The 18,794-nt window shown below is 63.9% G+C and carries 16 protein-coding genes and 1 tRNA gene; 12 read left to right on the top strand and 5 right to left on the bottom strand.

Annotated features, from left to right (window positions below; genetic code table 11):
* The first annotated feature begins 93 nt into the window (after positions 1 to 93).
* Both AC1RNN_RS19130 and AC1RNN_RS19125 read left to right on the top strand, forming a co-directional pair.
* Positions 94 to 1,329: an efflux RND transporter periplasmic adaptor subunit gene (locus tag AC1RNN_RS19130; RefSeq protein ID WP_493091248.1), complete on the top strand. Its 1,236-nt coding sequence runs from the start codon at positions 94 to 96 to the stop codon at positions 1,327 to 1,329.
* Positions 1,326 to 4,415, top strand: a complete 3,090-nt coding sequence (locus tag AC1RNN_RS19125; RefSeq protein ID WP_493091246.1) for an efflux RND transporter permease subunit — start codon at positions 1,326 to 1,328, stop codon at positions 4,413 to 4,415. The genes AC1RNN_RS19130 and AC1RNN_RS19125 overlap by 4 nt, the downstream gene beginning before the upstream one ends.
* Before the next feature lie 99 nt (positions 4,416 to 4,514).
* Here the strand turns inward: AC1RNN_RS19125 and AC1RNN_RS19120 are convergent, their stop codons facing one another.
* Complete coding sequence (locus AC1RNN_RS19120) at positions 4,515 to 5,189, bottom strand: NUDIX hydrolase (protein ID WP_493137497.1); 675 nt, start codon at positions 5,187 to 5,189, stop codon at positions 4,515 to 4,517.
* Between the two features lie 112 nt (positions 5,190 to 5,301).
* Here AC1RNN_RS19120 and AC1RNN_RS19115 point away from each other — a divergent pair, with 112 nt between their 5' ends.
* Genes AC1RNN_RS19115 through AC1RNN_RS19080 form a run of 8 tightly spaced genes read left to right on the top strand, consistent with a single transcriptional unit; the run spans position 5,302 to position 13,077 of the window.
* Positions 5,302 to 6,108: a cysteine hydrolase family protein gene (locus AC1RNN_RS19115; RefSeq protein ID WP_493091244.1), complete on the top strand. Its 807-nt coding sequence runs from the start codon at positions 5,302 to 5,304 to the stop codon at positions 6,106 to 6,108.
* A gap of 9 nt (positions 6,109 to 6,117) precedes the next feature.
* Positions 6,118 to 7,341, top strand: a complete 1,224-nt coding sequence (gene pncB, locus AC1RNN_RS19110) for a nicotinate phosphoribosyltransferase (protein ID WP_493091243.1) — start codon at positions 6,118 to 6,120, stop codon at positions 7,339 to 7,341.
* A 23-nt stretch (positions 7,342 to 7,364) separates the two neighbouring features.
* Positions 7,365 to 7,868, top strand: a complete 504-nt coding sequence (ybiA, locus tag AC1RNN_RS19105; RefSeq protein WP_493091241.1) for a riboflavin biosynthesis intermediates N-glycosidase — start codon at positions 7,365 to 7,367, stop codon at positions 7,866 to 7,868.
* A gap of 58 nt (positions 7,869 to 7,926) precedes the next feature.
* The gene (gene pnuC, locus AC1RNN_RS19100) at positions 7,927 to 8,550 is read left to right on the top strand and encodes a nicotinamide riboside transporter PnuC (RefSeq protein WP_493091240.1); all 624 of its coding nucleotides are present in this window, start codon (positions 7,927 to 7,929) and stop codon (positions 8,548 to 8,550) included.
* Positions 8,547 to 9,683 carry an AAA family ATPase gene (locus AC1RNN_RS19095; RefSeq protein WP_493091239.1) on the top strand — a complete coding sequence of 379 codons (1,137 nt, stop codon included), beginning with the start codon at positions 8,547 to 8,549 and terminating at the stop codon, positions 9,681 to 9,683. The genes pnuC and AC1RNN_RS19095 overlap by 4 nt, the downstream gene beginning before the upstream one ends.
* A gap of 1 nt (position 9,684) precedes the next feature.
* On the top strand, positions 9,685 to 11,394 hold the full coding sequence (locus AC1RNN_RS19090; RefSeq protein WP_493091238.1) for an NAD+ synthase: 1,710 nt from the start codon (positions 9,685 to 9,687) through the stop codon (positions 11,392 to 11,394).
* A 22-nt stretch (positions 11,395 to 11,416) separates the two neighbouring features.
* Positions 11,417 to 12,457, top strand: coding sequence for an NUDIX domain-containing protein (locus AC1RNN_RS19085; RefSeq protein ID WP_493091237.1), 1,041 nt, complete (start codon positions 11,417 to 11,419; stop codon positions 12,455 to 12,457).
* An 8-nt stretch (positions 12,458 to 12,465) separates the two neighbouring features.
* Positions 12,466 to 13,077, top strand: coding sequence for a 5' nucleotidase, NT5C type (locus tag AC1RNN_RS19080; RefSeq protein ID WP_493091235.1), 612 nt, complete (start codon positions 12,466 to 12,468; stop codon positions 13,075 to 13,077).
* 51 nt (positions 13,078 to 13,128) lie between these two features.
* On the opposite strand, the gene AC1RNN_RS19075 is transcribed toward AC1RNN_RS19080, so the two are convergent.
* Positions 13,129 to 15,198: an AsmA family protein gene (locus AC1RNN_RS19075; protein ID WP_493091234.1), complete on the bottom strand. Its 2,070-nt coding sequence runs from the start codon at positions 15,196 to 15,198 to the stop codon at positions 13,129 to 13,131.
* Between the two features lie 235 nt (positions 15,199 to 15,433).
* Here AC1RNN_RS19075 and AC1RNN_RS19070 point away from each other — a divergent pair, with 235 nt between their 5' ends.
* Complete coding sequence (locus AC1RNN_RS19070; RefSeq protein WP_493091232.1) at positions 15,434 to 15,754, top strand: hypothetical protein; 321 nt, start codon at positions 15,434 to 15,436, stop codon at positions 15,752 to 15,754.
* Positions 15,755 to 15,831: 77 nt separating this feature from the next.
* Here AC1RNN_RS19070 and AC1RNN_RS19065 read toward each other — a convergent pair.
* From AC1RNN_RS19065 to hrcA, 3 genes are all read right to left on the bottom strand, one after another.
* Positions 15,832 to 15,908 (bottom strand) — tRNA-Ile (locus tag AC1RNN_RS19065).
* Between the two features lie 49 nt (positions 15,909 to 15,957).
* The gene (locus AC1RNN_RS19060; RefSeq protein WP_493091231.1) at positions 15,958 to 16,782 is read right to left on the bottom strand and encodes a substrate-binding periplasmic protein; all 825 of its coding nucleotides are present in this window, start codon (positions 16,780 to 16,782) and stop codon (positions 15,958 to 15,960) included.
* Positions 16,783 to 16,827: 45 nt separating this feature from the next.
* Complete coding sequence (gene hrcA, locus AC1RNN_RS19055) at positions 16,828 to 17,847, bottom strand: heat-inducible transcriptional repressor HrcA (RefSeq protein WP_493091229.1); 1,020 nt, start codon at positions 17,845 to 17,847, stop codon at positions 16,828 to 16,830.
* 39 nt (positions 17,848 to 17,886) lie between these two features.
* Here hrcA and AC1RNN_RS19050 point away from each other — a divergent pair, with 39 nt between their 5' ends.
* Positions 17,887 to 18,783 (top strand): NAD kinase, encoded by an 897-nt coding sequence (locus AC1RNN_RS19050; protein WP_493091228.1) that lies wholly within the window; start codon positions 17,887 to 17,889, stop codon positions 18,781 to 18,783.
* Positions 18,784 to 18,794: the final 11 nt, after the last annotated feature.

Here is an 18,794-nt window from a genome sequence, read left to right as displayed (position 1 = left end):
AAGCGGGTTCCCCCGCGTAAGCTTGCGCCTGTCCACTGAAGCAGGCCCCCGCGCGGGAGCCTGACGCCCTTCCCGCCTGTCGTTGCCCTTGCCATGAACCACCTCTTGCGCTCACCGCTCCTGCCCGCCTGCGTGCTGATCTCAGTACTGCTCGCCGCGTGCAACTCCAAACCCGCAGAACCCGCCGCCAGCCCGGCCTCCGCAGCCCCCGCCCCCGCAGCGGCGGCCAGTGGCACTGCCCAGCCACCGGCCACGGTCACCACCGTCAAGGCCCAGGCCCGGGACCTGTCGGTCACGCTCAAGGCAACCGGCACCGTGAGCCCGCTCTCCACCGTGGACGTGCGGGCCCAGGTCACCAGCACCATCGCCAAGGTGCATTTCAAGGAGGGCGAGTTCGTCAAGGCCGGCCAGCTGCTGTTCACGCTGGACGCCCGCACCGACGAGGCCAATGTGGCCAAAGCCCGCGCCCAGCTCGCCAAGGACCAGGCCAGCCTGGCCGATGTGAAGCGCCAGTTCGAACGCTCCAAGCAACTCTTTGCGCAGAACTTTATCTCCCAGGGTGCAGTGGACACCGCGCAGGCCCAGGTCGACGCGGCCACCGCCACGGTGGCTGCCGACCAGGCCGCCATCGACGCCACGCGCGTGGCCCTGTCCTACGCCCAGATCAAGGCGCCCAGCGCGGGCCGCGCGGGTGCGGTCAATGTGTTTGCGGGCTCGGCCGTGCAGGCCAATGTGACGCCGCTGGTCACCATCACCCAGCTCGACCCCATCGCCGTGCTCTTCAGCACCCCGCAGCGCAACCTGTCGGACGCACTCCAGGCACTCAACGCCAAAGGCCCCAACAACGGCGCCCCGGTGACGGCCACACTGGCCGACAACGGCGGCAGCTTCCAGGGCCACCTGCAGTTTGTGGACAACGCGGTGGACGCCAGCTCCGGCGCCGTCAAGGCCAAGGCCGTGTTTGCCAACAAGGACTACAAGCTCTGGCCCGGCGCTTTTGTGGAGGTGAGCCAGACGCTGTCCACCATCAAGGACGCCATCGTCATCCCGCAGTCCGCCATCATCCAGAGCGCGCGCGGCACCATCGTCTATGTGGTGGAAGACGGCAAGGCCGTGCTGCGGCCCATCAAGCAGGTCTATGGCGAAGCCGGCGAGGCCGCGGTCACCGGCCTCAAGGCGGGTGAGGTGGTGGTGATGGACGGCAAGCAGAACCTGCGCCCCAACAGCCCGGTGGTGGAACGCAGCAAGGACGACAAAGCCGCATCCGAAGGCAAGGACGGCAAGGGCAAGCCCGCTGGCAACGCCACCGCAGAGGCCAAAACACCATGAGCTTCTCCGAGCTGTTTATCCGCCGTCCGGTGATGACGGTGCTGCTGAACCTGGCCATCGTGGTGGCCGGGGTGATTGGTTTTCGCAGCATTCCCGTGGCGGCCCTGCCCAGCTACGACACGCCGGTCATCAACGTCTCGGCCGCGCTGCCCGGCGCCAGCCCCGAGACCATGGCCACCTCGGTGGCGCTGCCGCTGGAAAAGCAGTTCCAGACCGTGCCCGGCCTCAAGACCATCAGCTCCACCAGCACCTTGGGCCAGACCAGCCTGACGCTGGAGTTTGAAGAGTCGCGCAATATCGACGCTGCGGCGGTGGACGTACAGGCCGCGCTGCTGCGCGCCCAGCGCGCCCTGCCCAGCGACATGACCAACCCGCCGTCCTACCGCAAGGTGAACCCGGCGGACGCGCCCGTGCTGCTGATCGCACTGCGCTCGCCCTCGCTCTCGCCGGCCGAGCTGCAGGACTACGCCGAGCACCTGATCTCGCCCACGCTCTCCACCATCGACGGCGTGGCCCAGGTCAGCGTCTTCGGCGCCAAGCGCTATGCGGTGCGCGTGCGCGTGCAGCCAGACGCCTTGGCCGTGCGCAACATCGGTCTGGACGAAATCAGCGCCGCGCTCAAGGCCGCCAACGTCAACACCCCCGTGGGCACGCTGGAAGGCCCCAAGCAAACCCTGGTGCTGCAGGCCAACAAGCAGCTGCGCTCGGCCGAAGAATTCGCCAACCTCATCGTCAGCACGCGCGGCGGCACGCCGGTGCGCCTGCGCGATGTGGCCACGGTGGAAGACAGCCTGGAGACGCTCAAGAGCTGGGCCACGCTCAATGGCGAGCCCTCCATCACCCTGGCCGTGCAGCGCCAACCCGGCGCCAACACCGTGCGCGTGGTGGACAACATCCGTGCCGCGCTTCCGGCCCTGCAGAGCCAGATGCCGCAATCGGTCAGCCTCACGCCCATCAACGACCGCTCGCTCTCGGTGCGCGAAGCCCTGCACGATGTGTCGCTCACGCTGATCGGCACCATCGTGCTCGTGGTGCTGGTGATCTTCCTGTTCCTGCGCCGCTTTGTAGCCACGGTGATTCCGGCACTCTCGCTGCCGGTGTCGCTCATGGGTGCAGTGGCCCTGCTCTGGGGCCTGTCCTACAGCCTGGACAACATTTCCCTGCTGGGCCTGACGCTGGCCGTGGGCCTGGTGGTGGACGATGCCATCGTGGTGCTGGAGAACATCATTCGCCACGTGGAAGAAGGCGAGAACGCCTTCCAGGCTGCACTGCGCGGCTCGCGCGAAGTGGGCTTCACCATCATCTCTATCTCCACCTCGTTGATCGCGGTGTTCATCCCCATCTTCTTCATGCCCGGCGTCATCGGGCTGCTGTTCCATGAGTTTGCCGTGGTGGTGGGCCTGTCCATCGTAGTGTCGGCCTTTGTGTCGCTCACGCTGGTGCCCATGCTGGCCAGCCGCTTCCTGACCGACGAAGCCCACATGAAGCGCCCCGGCGTGCTGGTGCGCAGCTTCGAGACCGGCTTCAACGCCCTGCTCTCGGGCTACACCCGCCTGCTGGACAAGGCGCTGGCGCACCGCAAGATCATCCTCGGCCTGGCCTTCGTCACCTTTGTGGCCACGGCCTGGCTCTTCGTCATCATCCCCAAGGGCTTTTTCCCCGAGGAAGACATTGGCCAGATCCAGGTCACCACCGAGGCCAGCGAGGACACCTCCTTCCCCGAGATGGTGCGCCTGCAGGAGCGCGCGGCCAACATCATTCGCAACGACAGCAACGTCGCCGCCGTCAGCTCCTTCAACGGCGGCAATGGCGCGCAGAACTCGGGCCGCATGTTTGTCACGCTCAAGCCCAACAACGAGCGCCTGCCCATGAAGCAGGTGGTGGAAGGCTTGCGCAAGAAGCTGCGCGGCGTGGCGGGCATCAACGTCTTCATGCGCCCCACGCAGAACCTGCAGTTGGGCGGACGCCAGAGCAAGGCGCAGTACCAGTACATCCTGCAAAGCATCAAGGCCGACGAACTCAGCACCTGGGCCAGCAAGCTGCAGGACAAGCTGCGCACCGACCCGGCCTTCCGCGACGTGACCACCGACGCCCAGCTGCGCGGCCTGCAGGCCCAGCTCAAGATCGACCGTGACCGGGCCAATGCGCTGGGTGTGTCGGTGGACAGCATCCGCAGCGCGCTCTACAGCGCCTTTGGCGAACGCCAGGTCTCCACCATCTACCTGCCCACCGACAGCTACCAAGTCATCATGGAAGTGGCGCCCGAAGCCAAGCAGGACGAGAAGGCGCTCAACAACATCTACGTGCGCGCCTCCACCGGTGCGCTGGTGCCCATGTCCAGCTTCACCACGGTGGAGCGCGCCGTGGGGCCCACCTCCATCAACCACGTGGGCCAGCTGCAGGCCGTCACCATCTCCTTCAACCTGGCGCCTGGTGCCGCCCTGGGCGAGGCCACGGCCAAGATCGACGCCGCGCGCGAGGCGATCCAGATGCCGTCCTCCATCATCAGCAGCTACGGCGGCGATGCGGCGGTGTTCAAAAACTCCCAAGGCAGCCAGGCGATTCTGGTGATCGCTGCTCTGGTCGTCATCTATGTGTTGCTGGGCGTGCTCTACGAGAGCTACATCCACCCCATCACCATCCTGGCCGGCCTGCCATCGGCCGCCGTGGGTGCGCTGGCCACGCTGATGCTGTTCGGGCAGGACCTCACGCTGATCGCCACCATCGGCATCGTGCTGCTCATCGGCATCGTGAAGAAGAACGCCATCATGATGATCGACTTCGCGCTGGACGCGCAGCGCCACCAGGGCATGACACCGGCGCAGGCGATCCGCGAGGCCTGCGTGCTGCGCTTCCGCCCCATCATGATGACCACCATGGCCGCCCTCATGGGCGCGCTGCCGATCGCACTGGGCATAGGCGCCGGCGCCGAGCTGCGCCAGCCCCTGGGCCTGGCCGTGGTCGGCGGCCTGGTGTTCTCCCAAGCCATCACGCTGTTCATCACCCCGGTCATCTACCTCGCACTGGAGCCCTTCAGCGGGCGTGGCCCGGTGCTCACGCCCGAGGTAGGGGAATTGCCGACCTGAGCGAAACAGGCCTCCAGCCCCCGTGGATAATGCGCAAGCAGCTCCTGAAACAGGAGCAAGCTCCCGGCGAAGCAGATCTCTCAGGACCCAGCCGGGGCATTAAAGCCCCCGGTCGCGCACCGAGAGCCGATCCTTGTACTTCTTGCGCACCACATAGACCTGACTGGGCCGGCTTCTGCCGGCGCTGCGCATGGCGCCCGGCACCGGCTCCAGCAAATCCAGGTCTGCCAGCTTGCGGCGGAAGTTGGCCATGTTGATGGCCTCGCCCAGCACCACCTCGTAGGCGGCGTGCAGCTCGGGGATGGTGAACTCTGCCGCGCACAGGTGCACCGGCAAAGAGGAATAGCCTGCCTTGCTGCGCACGCGCTCCACCACGCCGGCGACGATCTGGCTGTGGTCAAACGGCAAACTGGGCAGGCGGCTGAGCGGAAACAGCGTCACGCGCGGCGACACCACTGGCACCAGCGCGAAATACACCAGCGTCAAAGACCAGCCACGCGGGTCACGCACCGGCCCCGAGAAGCTGCCGAACTCCTCCAGGTAGGGGCTTTCCACGCCCACCTTGTCACGCAACACCCTGGCCGCAGCGGCCCGGGCGGAATCATCGTCCTGGGTATGTATAAAGCCACCTGGCAGGGCCCAATGCCCGGCAAAGGGGGCAGCCTCCCGCTGGTGCAGTGCGACGCACAGCTCGGCGTCCACAATCGTGAGCAGCACCGCGTCAACCGTGAGGATGGGAGATTCCATGAAAACAACAAATTTATATAAGTTCATTACACAATTTATCGTCTTTATTGTCAAAGAAACAATTTAGTTGCATTTTGAATTTATATGTTTTAAAGTTGCCTCAACGCGCAAGCACATCCATCCCAACAGGAGCACTGCCATGAAGAAGTTACTCATCATTGATCCGCAAAACGACTTTTGCGACATCCCCGGCGCTGCCCTGCCCGTGGCCGGTGCCAGTGCCGACATGCAGCGACTGGCCGCCTTCATGGCCGCAGCGCCCCTCGACGGCATCACCGTCACCCTCGACTCGCACCCCAGCGTGGCGGTGGAGCGCACCACCTTCTGGCAGACGGCCGATGGCAGCGCCCCCGCGCCCTTCAGCTTTGTCACCTGCGACGACGTGAGTAGCGGCAAGCTCACCCCGCGCAATGCCACGCTCACCCCGCAGGTACTCACCATGTTGGACCAGCTGGCCCGCGCCGGGCGGCCTGGCCTGGTGGTCTGGCCCGTGCACTGCGTGACCGGCACCTGGGGCCACAACATCTACAGCACACTGGCCGACCAGTTGGCCCAGTGGGAATTCAGCCGACAGCGCGCCGTGCGCAAGGTGCTCAAAGGCGAATACCCGCTGACCGAGCACTTCGGTGTCTTTGAGGCCGATGCGCCCGATGAGGCCGTGCCCTCCACCCAGTTCAACAACGGCCTGGCCGCCGAGCTGACCCGTGGAGTGGACGTACTCTTCATCGCCGGCGAGGCAGGCAGCCACTGTGTGGCCTCCAGCTTTGACCAGTTGGCCCGCTACCTCAACCAGCAAGACGGTCCACGCCCCCGCGTGATCCTGCTGAGCGACTGCATGAGCCCCGTCACCGGCTTCGAGGCCGACCAGCAGGCTTTTGTGCAACGTGCCACCGCCTGGGGCGCAGAAACCATGACTAGCGCACAGGCTGGCGCCGCATTCAACTAGGAGACCCGTGTGAGCAACGCGACCGACAACGCCCCCGTGATCCGCAGCCTGCTGGAAACGGATCTGTACAAATTCACCATGCAGCAGCCCATGCTGCACTCCATGCCGACCAACCAGGCGGAGTACCGCTTTGTCTGCCGCAATACGCCAGAATTTCCGCTGGCCGAGCTGGCTGGTGAAGTGAATGCGCAGCTGGATGCCCTGTGCGCCCTGCGCTTCACCGAAGACGAACTGGCCTACCTGGCCGGCCTGCGCTACATCCGCTCCGACTACATCGACTTCCTGCGCCTGTTCCAGTTCCAGCGCCACTTCATCGCCGCGTCCACCGAGGGCGATACCCTGCGCATCGTGGCCAAGGGTCCGCAAGTGCATGTCATGGGCTTTGAAATCTATGTGCTGGCCATCGTCAACGAGCTCTACTTCCGCCGGCTGGCGCGGGAGCGCGGTGGCAAGGATGCGTTCCTGCAAGAAGCCCGACAACGCCTGCAGGCGAAGATTGCGCAGTTGCGTGCATACACGACCGCCGCGTCATCGCGCCACCCCTTCGAGTTTTTCGACTTCGGCGTGCGCCGGCGCTTCTCGGGCGAATGGCAAACCGAGATGGTGAAGACCCTGGCACGGGAGGTGCCGCAGTACTTCAAGGGCACATCCAACGTCTTGCTCGCCAAGGAGTGCAATCTGGTCCCCATCGGCACCATGGCGCATGAATACCTGCAGACCTTCCAGGCCACCGGCGTGCAGCTCAAGGGCTTTCAGAAAGCCGCGCTGGAAACCTGGGTGCAGGAATACCGTGGCGACCTGGGCACCGCGCTGACCGACGTGGTCGGCATGGACGCCTTTCTGGCCGACTTTGACCTGTACTTCGCCAAGCTGTTTGACGGCCTGCGGCACGACAGCGGAGACCCGGTGGTCTGGGGCGAAAAGGCGCTGGCGCACTATGGCAAGCTGAAGATCGACGCCAACACCAAGCGCCTGGTGTTCTCGGATGGCCTGAACGTGCCCACGGCGTTGCAACTGCACCAGCACTTTGCCAACCGGGTGCAGACCGGCTTTGGCATTGGCACCAACCTGAGCAATGACACCGGGCTGCGGCCGCTGAACATCGTGATGAAGCTCGTCACCTGCAACGGCCAGCCCACCGCCAAGCTGTCGGACACGCCCGGCAAGACCCTGTGCGACGACGCCACCTTTCTGGCGTACCTGCGGCAGGTGTTCAACCGCCCGGCGGACTGAGTGATAAATACAAAAGGAAAACCATGCGTACCGTCCAAGGAATGACGCTCTTCTGGCGAACCGCCGAAGTGTTCAGCAACTGGAACCTCGGCGACTTCACGGTGGAAGGGCGCAGCTTCAACTGTGCAGAGCAGTTCATGATGTTCACCAAGGCCATACTGTTTGGTGATGTGCAGATCGCAAACCAGATCATGGCCGAATCCAATCCCCGCAAGCAGAAAGCACTGGGGCGCCAAATTTCGGGCTATGTCGATGCCGTGTGGCAAAGCCAGGCGGAAGACTTGATGTTTCCGGGCCTGCTCGCCAAGTTCACACAAGATCCGGACCGCAAGGCTGCCATTCTGGCCACGGGCGACACCTTGCTGGTGGAAGCTTCACCGGATGACGTGGTCTGGGGCATTGGGCTCGAAGAGTCCGACCCGCGATGCCTGAACCCCGAGGAGTGGCTGGGTCAGAACAAACTCGGACGCGTGCTGACCCGTGTCAGGGACGCCATCCAGGCGGACGAGATCACGCGCCAGTCCTGACCGGCCCCCAACGATTCACCAGGAGAGCACCTGGACTCCTGGAATAAAGAAGACCCACATGGACATCATTGCAATACTGAACGCCAGCTTCGAGATAGGTGCGGTTCCCATCACCGTGGGAGATGCGCTGGGCTTTGCCACTGGCTTACTCTGTGTCTGGCTGACTGCCAAGGCCAGCATCTGGAACTTCGCCTGGGGCATTCTCAACAGCGCCATCCTGGGCCTTGTTTTTCTGGACCAGCGTCTATTCGCGGATTCCGCCCTGCAAATCGTTTTCATCGTGCTGTCCCTGCGCGGCTGGATCCAGTGGGCCAGTGATAGGCAGGCAGCGACACCCGACTTCAGGACGACGAGCTGGCGTGAACAAACCACGCTGCTGGCCGTGGCCGCAGCCATGGCACTGGTCCTGTGGGTGACCCTGCTGGAATTGCGCGGCAGCGCTCCGCCTATGGACGCGCTGATCACGGCCATGAGCCTGTGCGCGCAATGGCAGCTCAACCGGCGCCAGGTGTCCAGCTGGTACTGGTGGATTGCGGTGGACCTGATCTCCGTGCCGCTGTACTGGAGCCGCGGCCTGTACCTGATTGCCGGGCTGTATGTCATCTTCCTGGCCCTGTGCGTGCACGGTTTGCGTAACTGGCAACAGGCGCGGCGCACAACGCCACAAGTGGCCCTGGCATGAACCGGCGCGAGTTTCAGCACGGCCTGGTGATCGGCAAGTTCTACCCACCACACCTGGGCCATGAATACCTGATCCGCACCGCTGCCCTGCACAGCCAGACCGTCACGGTGGCGGTGCTGGGTGCCAGCGCGGAGCAGCTGACGATTGCGCAGCGCGTGCAATGGCTGCGCGATGCGTTTGCCGACACACCCAAGGTGCGCATCGTTGGCGAGCTGGACGACGTGCCCGTGGACTACAACGACGCGGCCATCTGGCAGGCCCATGTAGACATCATGCGTTGTGCCATCCGGCAGGCCGATGCCTGCTGGAGCCCGCAGCCCCCGGTGGATGCCGTCTTCAGCTCCGAGCCCTATGGCGACCGCCTGGCGGGCTACTTCGGCTGCCAGCACGTCTGCCTGGACCAGACCCGCAGTCTCTACCCCACCTCCGGCACCGCAGTGCGCGCGGATGTTGCGGGCCAATGGCACATGCTGTCGCCCGCCGTTCAGGCCGGCATGGCCTTGCGCGTGGTGGTGGTGGGCGCGGAATCCACGGGCACCACTACGCTGAGCCGGGACCTGGCGGCTGCCCTGCGCCAGCGCAGTGGCGTGTGGGCGAAGACCCAATGGGTGGCCGAATACGGCCGCGAGTACAGCGCCAATCTGCTGGCCCTGGCCCGCGCCATCAACCCGCAGGTCACGGCCTTTGACATTGCCTGGCAATCGCCGGACTTTGTGCAGGTGGCCCAGGAGCAATGCCGCCGGGAGAACGCTGCCGCTGCGCATGGCGGCCCGGTGCTGGTGTGCGACACCGATGCCATGGCCACCCGCATCTGGCATGAGCGCTACATGGGGACCACCAACCCCACTGTGGATAAGGCCGCAGCCGCCATGCCACCGCGTGCGCTCTATATCCTGACCAGCGAGCAGGGCGTGCCCTTTGAGGACGATGGCCTGCGCGATGGCGAGCACCTGCGCCACTGGATGAGCCAGCGCTTTCGCGATGTGCTGGCCAAGCAAGACACACCCTGGCTGGAAGTGCACGGCACACCCCAGGCACGCTGTCAGGCCGCATTGCAAGCCATCGACGCCCTGATGGCACAGCGATGGGCCTTCGCACCCCCATTACAGTTCGCAGACATTGAAAGCCAATGACATGCTGAAAATCACCAGCGCCCAAATCAATCCCACCATCGGCGACATTCAGGGCAACATCGCCCTGATGCTGCGCGCCGCGCGCCAGGCCCGCGACGAGCACGCCCACCTGGTCGTGTTCCCCGAACTCAGCCTCACTGCCTACTACCCGGCGGATCTGCTCGACGATGCGCACTTTCAGGCCCGACTGGATTCCGGCCTGGAACAGCTCAAGCTGGCCACGCGGGAGACCCCTGCCCTGCTGTGGGTGGTGGGCACGCCCGTGCGCCGCCAGGGGGCGGGCAAGCCTTTCCACAACGCGCTGCTGGTGCTGAAGAACGGCGAGACCGTGCTGGAGTACTCCAAGCAGCTGCTGCCCACTTACAACATCTTCGACGAGCGTCGCCACTTCGAGCCGGGGCCGGACGTCGCCCGTGTGCTGCGCATTGCCGACCAACAGGTGGGCATCATGATTTGCGAAGACGGCTGGAACGACGACGGCCACGACTACACCGTGAACCCTTTCCAGCGCCTAGCAGATGCTTCGCCAGACCTGGTAGTGTCCATCAACGCCAGCCCCAGCAACGTGGGCAAGCGCGAGCAGCGCCACACCGTCTTTGGCAAGGCCTGCCAGCGCCACAAGCTGCCGCTGCTGTATGTGAACCAGGTGGGCGGACACGACCAGTTGGTATACGACGGAGCCTCATTCGCCATGGATGCGGCGGGCCAGGTGGTGTTTGAAGCCCGGCGCTTTGCCGAAGACGTGACCACGCTGAGCTTTGACAGCCACGACCAGAGCTTTGGCGATGCGCATGGGCAGCCACTGGCCACCGTACAGCGCGATGGCCTGCCCACGCTGGAGTTCTACCGCCAGCAGATCGTGCTGGGCCTCAAGGACTACGCGCGCCGCTGCGGCTTCAAGACGGCGGTGGTGGGTTGCTCGGGTGGCATCGACTCGGCCCTGACACTGGCCCTGGCGGTGGAAGCCCTGGGCGCACAGAACGTGGTCGGCATCACGATGCCCTCCAAGTTCTCCAGCGAAGGCAGCGTTTCGGACTCCGTAACCCTGTGCCGCAACCTCGGCATTGCGCTGGTGGAGCACCCCATCCGCGACATAGTGGCCAGTTTCGAGTCCGGGTTCGAGACCGCATTTGGCACACCCCTGCAAGGCCTGCCGCTGGAGAACCTGCAGGCGCGCGTGCGCGGCACCACGCTCATGGAGTATTCCAATGCCTTCGGCCACCTGCTGCTGACCACGGGCAACAAATCCGAAGTCAGCGTGGGCTACTGCACGCTGTATGGCGACACCAATGGCGGCCTGGGCCTGATTGGCGACCTGTACAAGACGGAGATCTTTGAACTGTGCCGCCACATCAACACCACGGCAGGACGCGAGCTGATCCCGGCTGCCATCATCGATAAACCCCCGTCGGCCGAGCTGGCCCCGGGGCAAAAAGACACGGACAGCCTGCCGCCCTACGAGGTGCTGGACGAAATCCTTAAAACCCTGATCGAGGGCGACCGCCTGCCCGAATGGGAACACGAGCGCGCTGCCGCGCTGATGACGCAGCTGCAGTCTGAAGCAGCTGGCCGAGCCACCATTGAGCGCATCCAAAAGATGATTGCCCGCAACGAATACAAGCGCCGCCAGGCACCGCCCGTACTGCGCGTGCGCGGCCGTGCCTTTGGCAGTGGTCGGCAGGTCCCCATCGCCGCCGTGCAATACGCCTAAGTCACACACCACAGGGAACAACATGACAGTCAACACGCAAACATTGCCCGGCACCGCCATCATCGTGGGCCGCTGGCAAATCTTCCACAAGGGCCACGAAACACTGCTGCGCACGGCGCTGGGCCTGGCCGGCCAGGTCATCGTGGTGATCGGATCGGCCTACCGCTCACGCAACCCGCAGAACCCCTTCACTTGGCAAGAGCGCCAGAGCATGATCCTGTCCACGCTGTCGGAGTCGGACAAGGCGCGCGTGCAGTTCCTGCCCGTGCGCGACTACTACGACGACACACGCTGGAACGCGGCCGTGCGCGAAGGCGTCAAGCAGTTGGCACCCAGCGCGCCGGCCAACGCCATCACGCTGGTCGGGTTCAAAAAGGACCACACCAGTTATTACCTGGACAACTTCCACCCCTGGGCGTGGAAGGAGGTGGAGCAGGACATCGAGATCGACGCCACCGCGCTGCGCAATGTGTACTTCGAAGGCACTGACCCCGACGCGCGCATCGAAGTCATGCGGCCTTACGTCAGTGCGTCCGTGCTCGCCTATCTGCAGGCCTGGGCTCGCCTTGCGACCTATACCGAGCGCGTGACAGAACACACCGCCGTGGTGAATTACCGCAAGCGCTGGGCGGCTCCCTTCCACCTCACAGCCGACGCCATCGTGCAAGCCCGTGGAAGCGTGTTGCTGGTGCGGCGCGGAGGAAACATCGGCCACGGCCTGTGGGCACTGCCTGGCGGCTTTGTCGAACCCGGCGAACGCATGTACACCGCCGCCCTGCGCGAGCTGCACGAGGAAACCGGTTTCAAGACTCTGGCCTCCACCATGCAGGCGGCGTTCAAAGGCAGCGTGGTGTTCGACCACCCCGGACGCAGCCCGCGCGGACGCATCATCACCCACGCCTGCCACTTCGACCTGGGCAACATCGCCCTGCCCAAAGTCAAGGGAGCCGACGACGCCCAGGAAGCCCGATGGATTCCGCTGGAAGACTTGGCCGGGATGGAAGACCAGCTCTTTGACGACCACGCCGCCGTGCTGGACCATTTCTTCGGTTTGTACCGGTAGCAGGTGCAATGGCCATTCTGGCCGTCGACTGCGACGGAGTATTGCTGGACTACAACACGGCCTACGCGGGAACATGGGAACGGGCTTTTGGAGAAACGCCCCGTCTGGTCAATCCCGATGCCTACTGGGCCACAGATCGATGGTCCGTACACAAACTGGAAGGAGCGGAATTGGCTCATTTCCATTCCTTCTTCGATGAAACGTTCTGGAGCGGCATCCCTGCCATACCGGGCGCACTGGAGGCTTGCGAAGTACTTGTCGATCTTGGACTGGAGCTGGTTTGCGTCACCGCCTTGGAGCCCCAGTTTCAAGGCGCCCGCATGCGCAACCTGCAAGCCCTGGGTTTTCCCATCCAGCGCGTGATGGCCACCGCAGGGGCTTCAAACGGAATCAACCCCAAGGCCTCCGCATTGAATTCCCTCAAGCCCGTTGCCTTTGTGGACGATTTCGCACCCTATCTGGTTGGTATTGATCCCGGCACACACTTGGCGTTGGTAGAGAGGGAATCTGCTGGCGGCCCAAACACGGGGCCTCTGCTGCAAGTACCTCACTCCCGCCATCTCAACTTGCTTCAGTTCGCGCAATGGTGGGAGGAAATAGGCCCTAGCCCCCGTGAATAGTTCGCAAGCAGCTCCTGAAAAAGGAGCAAACTGCGCACCACGGTGACGGGTTTACTTGCCCAGCAAGCCCTTGAACAAGTCCTTGGCCTTGTCTTTCACAGCCTCTTCGGCCTTGGCCTTGATCTCCTGTTTCTTCTCTTCCACCTTGGCCTTGGTGGCGTCTTCCAGCATGGCGCCCCATTCGATCTTGTAGCTCAGCGCTTCAAACGGGCCGCTCAGGCGCACCGGCACGGTCAGGCCCTTGAGGTCGCCGGCCTCCTTGCCGCCCTGCCCTTCGCCGCTGGCCACTACCGTGGCCTTGGCGAGATAGTTCATCTGGCCGGCGCCCACATTCACATCGCCCGCACCGCCCAGGCGGATGAAGGGCGATTTCATGGTCAGGTCGTCATTGCGGGCCACGCCGTTGGCAATCTTGAAGGATGCGCTCAGCTCTGAGAAATCCGTCTTCTGGCTGGCATTCGCCGCCTGCGTGCTGTCGGCCTGGCCCAGCTTGGCTTTCACGTCGCGCAGGCTCTGCGCGAGGTTGATGCCCTTGATGGCGCCGTCCTTCAGCGCCAGCGATGCGCTGCCGCCCAGCGCCTTCTTCATCGCCGTCACCGTACTGCCCTGGGTGTTGAGGTCCAGCGTCACATTGCCCTTGCCTTCCAACAGGTCCTTGGCCACCAGGTCTTTCATCAGCGGGTTGATGCTCACGCCCACCAGCGCCTGCTTGATAGCCACGGCGTTGCCATTCGCGTTGACCGACAGGCTGCCGCTGGTGCTGCCCTCGTACAGGTTGAGCGACAGGGGCGCCACCTCCAGCTTGCCGCCGGCCAGCGCCAGCTTGGCGTTGATCTTTTCCAGCTTCAGGTTGGACACCTGCAGCGCGCCAATGCGGATGGCGCCGTTGACGTTGTGGCCCTTGAGTGCGCTCAGGTCGATGGGCGCCTCCTGGCCTGCGGCGGCCTCCTTGGCCGGTACCGCCGCAGCGGGCTTGGGCGGCAGGTACTTGTCCACATTGAGCTTGTCCACGTCCAGATCAAAGGCCAGCGCCAGGGGCGCGAACTTGGCCACCTTCACGCTGGTGGCGATCTTCGATTCGTCAAACTGCGTGGCCAGCTCCAGCGCGGCGGTCTGCTGCAGGGCGTCCACCTTCAGGCTGCCGTTGATGGGCAGGGTCACGCTCTTCATTGGCATGCTGGGGTGGGCCAGATCAAGGCTGCCCGACAGCTTGGCCAGCGCCACGCTCTGGCCTGCCACGTTCACTGCCACAGGAGAGCTCAATTGCCCCTTCACCGACGCGTCCCCCGCCTTGGCATCCAGCTTGAGCGCCAGGCTGGCGATCTTGAGCGCATCGGCATTGCCCTCCACACCATTCAGCGCCAGGTTCACCGTCGCATTGCGGGCCGCGCCCTGCAGCGTGGCCGACAGGGTGATGGCCTCGCCAGCCGACTTCTCGGGCGACAGGCTCAGCTTGGGCGCGTCCAGCGTCAGCGCAAAGGCATCGGCGCCGCTCTGCCCCTTGGCAGTGAAGCTGAGCTTGTCCACGGCCGCAGTCTTCTTGCCCGTATCCGCCTGCACCGCGCCGGTCGACAGGCTCAGGTTCGACAGCGTGGTTGTGCTGCCGGCCTTTTCATCGCGCCAGGTGAGCTGCGCATTTGCAATGCGCACACCGGCCACATCGATCTGCAGCGGCTCGGCCGGTTTGGCAGGCTCGTTGGGTTTGCCGGCATCGGGCGCAGCGGGCTGGCCCAGCAGGTCGGCAATGTTGAGCGAGCCGTCTTTCTTCTTCACCAGCGTGAGCTTCAGGCCCTCAATGTCCAGGGCACGCACCTGCACCTGCTTGCTCAGCAGCGGCATCAGTGCCACCGAAATCCGCGCGGACTGCAGCGCCGCAAACTCGTCCTTGCTCGCGTGCTCGGACAGGGTCACGCCGTCCAGCTGAATGCCCACATTGGGCCAGACCGAGAGCTGCGGCTTGCCCACAATCACCAGCGTGCGCTGCTTCTGCTCCAGCACTGTGCGGCTGATCTCGGCCTTGATCTTGTCGCCGTCAAACAGGGCGTAAAGCACGCCCACGGCAAGCACCAGCAGTGCGAGGATGGCAGCGAAGATAAGACCGACAACGCGAAGCGCCTTCATGGTGGAACGTCCTTGTGCAAAGGGTAAACCCGATGCAAACCATTCTATTTCTGCACTGCACGCCCGCCTGGGCCAGAGTGTGCGGTTTTCCGCAGTAACGCTTTGTAATTGCTGACACAGTGCTTTGCCAAACGCGTGTTTTGTCAGGCTCAGTTGGTGCGCAAGGGGCACACTGCGGAGATGGGATCACACACCACCACCGCGGCCACTGGCACCGCGGCAGCCCGCTGACCACATGCGCATCAAAAACAGTTTTTGGAACTTCGTGGGGCCTGAGTCCGTCGAGACCCAAGAGGAAGCTCTCGAACGCATTCGCATCACGATGCTCCAGGTGCTGCGCGCCTACTGCCCCAACGCCGACTTCCACCTGGAGTTCAGGATCACCTACGCCAAGGACATCACCGAACTCTGGTACCTGCGCTCCGAACTCATGCAGGCCCTGTGCGCCCACCAGGCGGAGGCCCGGGCCCACGCCTTGATGGTGGGCGTGACCACGCTGTTTGTGGAACACCACCCTGCAGCGTCGGGCTCCAAGCTCAACAAGCCCGGACGTTGAATGTCCCAACGGTAACGAATCGGCAACAAAAAGGCCCATCGCCTTGGAAGCGATGGGCCTTTGTATAGGTATTCAATTGGTAGGGCGTGAGGGACTTGAACCCGCGACCAAAGGATTATGAGTCCTCTGCTCTAACCAACTGAGCTAACGCCCCGACCGAAGGCGAGATTGTATAGGCGTCGCGGCGGCCTCTTGCTTGCGGCTCAGCGCGTCGCTGGAGGTGCAGCGGTGGGTTTTGTACCTTGCTTGCCAGCCAGCACCGCAGGCACCGTGATGCTGTGGCGCCTAGCCAAGGCCAGGTATTCGCCGGAAGCGATCAGCCGACCCATGCCCGCATTGAAGGCCTGACGAATCGCATCATGGTCCGCGCCCTTGCCAAATGCGAAGTAACCCACCTCGGTGCCAATCATCGGGGACACCCTGGCAAAGGCATCCTGCTTCCCCAGTGCGGCCATGCCCGCCATGGTGTTGCGCTCGTTGGCCACAAAGAAGTCCATGCGGTCGTTCAGCAGCATGGACAAGCCGCTCTCCACCGTGCTGGCATTGGTCACACCCAGGCTGGCACGTTCCTGGTCGAACGGCTGGCCATAGGCCCAGCCCAATACCGCCACCAGGCGTTTCCCTTTGAGCGAGGCGTAGGTACCGTCCCAACTGGCCTTGGACGCTGCCAGTTTGTAGAACACCATGTTGTCTTGATAAAACGGCGTTTCGGCAAACGCAAACAGCGCTTCCCGCGCTGGCGTTTTGTAGGGCCCCACCAGCACGTCCGCAGCCCCCTTGGCCACCATGTCCTGCGCCCGGGCCCAAGGGTAGAGGCCGAACTTGATGTCCAGCCCCTGCTGCCGCGCAATGCTGCGCGCCAGCTCCGCCCCCAAACCGACAAACTCGCCCGCGTCGGTGCGTTCAAAAATCCGCGCAAACGTGGCTCCCACCACCAGCAGTTCCCTGGCCTGCACCATTCCCATCACGCAGGCGGCAAACAGGCCTACAACGGTGCGTAACAGGAATGAAAAACGGGAGGAAGACATGCTGCGCAAGTTATAGCGCATGTACCCCGCTCTGGGAACCAACGACTACTTGTTGTGGCTCAGCGCGTTGCTCACCAGCTTGGACGTGATGTCCACGATCTGGATCATGCGGTCATAGGCCATGCGCGTGGGGCCGATGACACCCAGGGTGCCCACCACCTTGCCGTCCACCTCGTAGGGGCTGCTGACGATGGACAGGTCTTCAAAAGGCACGACCTGGCTCTCGCCGCCAATGAAGATGCGCACGCCCTCGGCCTGGCCGGTCACGTCCAGCAGGCGCATGAGCTGGGCCTTTTGCTCGAACAGCTCAAAGGCGCGACGCAGGTGGCCCATGTCGCTGGAGAAATCGGTCACGGAGAGCAGGTTGCGCTCGCCCGAGATCACCACCTCGTCCTGGGTTTCGCTGATGGCTTCGGAGCTGACCTTGACCGCCGCCTGCATCAGGGCGACAATTTCTCCGCGCAGGCTTTCCACCTCGTTCTGCAGGCGCGCGCGCACCTGTTCGATCTCCAGCCCCATGTAGTTGCTGTTGAGGAAGTTGGCCGTCTCGGTGAGCTGGCTCTGGGAATAGTCAGCCTCGGTATAGATGACGCGGTTCTGCACGTCGCCATCGGGCGAGACGATGATGACCAAAAGGCGCTTTTCAGACAGGCGCAGGAACTCGATGTGGCGGAAGGCCGAGCTGCGGCGCGGCGCAATGACCACGCCCACGAACTGCGACAGGCTGGAGAGCAGGTTGGCCGCGTTGGAGATGACTTTTTGCGGCTGGTCCGGCGCCAAGCTGTGCGAGGGAAACTGGCCGCCCTGTGCATGGCCGGGCTGCACGGTGAGCATGGTGTCCACAAACAGGCGGTAGCCGCGCGCCGTGGGCACGCGCCCGGCCGAGGTATGGGGGCTGACGATGAGGCCCAGCTCCTCCAAGTCCGACATGACGTTGCGGATGGTGGCGGGCGAGAGTTCCAGGCCCGAGGCTTTGGACAGCGTGCGGCTGCCCACGGGCTGTCCGTCGGCGATATAGCGCTCCACCAGCGCCTTCATCAACAACTTGGAACGATCATCGAGCATGCGGCCATTTTAGTAACCTATTTAGTGTCTAATTTGCGCATGTTGTCCAAATTCCGACAGGTTGCCGTCATTGGCAAATACCAGACCACGGGCGCCCGGGCGGCCGGTGCGTCTTCGCGCGAATCGCTGGACGAAATTGCCCACTTCCTTATGGCCCAAGGCTGCGAAGTGGTCATTGAAGCCGCCACCGCGGCCAACACCGAGCTCACTGGCTACACCACCATGGATGTGGCCGGCATTGGCGCCAGCTGCGACCTGGCCCTGGTGGTGGGTGGCGACGGCACCATGCTGGGCATTGGCCGCCAGCTCGCGCAGTACAAGGTGCCGCTCATCGGCATCAACCAGGGGCGCCTGGGGTTCATTACCGACATCCGCTTCGAGCAGTACAAGACCACGCTGGCGCCCATGCTGGCGGGCCAGTTTGAACTGGATGACCGTAGCCTCATCCAGGCGCGCGTGATGCGTGACGGGCACTGCGTGTTCTCGGCCCTGGCCATGAACGATGTGGTGGTCAACCGCGGCGCCACCTCCGGCATGGTGGAGTTACGCGTGGAGGTGGACGGCCACTTTGTGGCCAACCAGCGTGCTGACGGCCTCATCATCGCCACGCCCACGGGTTCCACCGCCTACTCGCTGTCGGCGGGCGGCCCGCTGATGCACCCCTCCATCCCCGGCTGGGTGATGGTACCCATTGCGCCGCATACCTTGTCCAATCGGCCCATCACCATCCCCAATACTGCGCAAGTCGCTATCGAAATCGTAGCGGGCCGCGATGCCAGTGCGAATTTCGACATGCAGAGCCTGGCCAGCCTGATGCACGGCGACCGCATCGAGGTGACGCGCTCCGAACACCAGGTGCGCTTCTTGCACCCCAAGGGCTGGAACTACTTCGACACCCTGCGCCAGAAGATGCACTGGAATGAGGGTGTGGCCTGACACGGCCACCG

The sequence above is a fragment of the Rhodoferax sp. GW822-FHT02D07 genome (genome assembly GCF_058802405.1).
Note: the sequence above shows the minus strand (reverse complement) of the source record. Positions and strands in the feature narration are given on the sequence as shown.

Excerpts from the sequence above, each read along its gene's own strand:
- AC1RNN_RS19130 (WP_493091248.1), top strand. The coding sequence starts at position 94 with ATGAACCACCTCTTGCGCTCACCGCTCCTGCCCGCCTGCGTGCTGATC.
- AC1RNN_RS19125 (WP_493091246.1), top strand. The coding sequence starts at position 1,326 with ATGAGCTTCTCCGAGCTGTTTATCCGCCGTCCGGTGATGACGGTGCTG.
- AC1RNN_RS19120 (WP_493137497.1), bottom strand. The coding sequence starts at position 5,189 with ATGAACTTATATAAATTTGTTGTTTTCATGGAATCTCCCATCCTCACG.
- AC1RNN_RS19115 (WP_493091244.1), top strand. The coding sequence starts at position 5,302 with ATGAAGAAGTTACTCATCATTGATCCGCAAAACGACTTTTGCGACATC.
- ybiA (WP_493091241.1), top strand. The coding sequence starts at position 7,365 with ATGCGTACCGTCCAAGGAATGACGCTCTTCTGGCGAACCGCCGAAGTG.
- pnuC (WP_493091240.1), top strand. The coding sequence starts at position 7,927 with ATGGACATCATTGCAATACTGAACGCCAGCTTCGAGATAGGTGCGGTT.
- AC1RNN_RS19095 (WP_493091239.1), top strand. The coding sequence starts at position 8,547 with ATGAACCGGCGCGAGTTTCAGCACGGCCTGGTGATCGGCAAGTTCTAC.
- AC1RNN_RS19090 (WP_493091238.1), top strand. The coding sequence starts at position 9,685 with ATGCTGAAAATCACCAGCGCCCAAATCAATCCCACCATCGGCGACATT.
- AC1RNN_RS19085 (WP_493091237.1), top strand. The coding sequence starts at position 11,417 with ATGACAGTCAACACGCAAACATTGCCCGGCACCGCCATCATCGTGGGC.
- AC1RNN_RS19080 (WP_493091235.1), top strand. The coding sequence starts at position 12,466 with ATGGCCATTCTGGCCGTCGACTGCGACGGAGTATTGCTGGACTACAAC.
- AC1RNN_RS19075 (WP_493091234.1), bottom strand. The coding sequence starts at position 15,198 with ATGAAGGCGCTTCGCGTTGTCGGTCTTATCTTCGCTGCCATCCTCGCA.
- AC1RNN_RS19070 (WP_493091232.1), top strand. The coding sequence starts at position 15,434 with ATGCGCATCAAAAACAGTTTTTGGAACTTCGTGGGGCCTGAGTCCGTC.
- AC1RNN_RS19060 (WP_493091231.1), bottom strand. The coding sequence starts at position 16,782 with ATGTCTTCCTCCCGTTTTTCATTCCTGTTACGCACCGTTGTAGGCCTG.
- hrcA (WP_493091229.1), bottom strand. The coding sequence starts at position 17,847 with ATGCTCGATGATCGTTCCAAGTTGTTGATGAAGGCGCTGGTGGAGCGC.
- AC1RNN_RS19050 (WP_493091228.1), top strand. The coding sequence starts at position 17,887 with ATGTTGTCCAAATTCCGACAGGTTGCCGTCATTGGCAAATACCAGACC.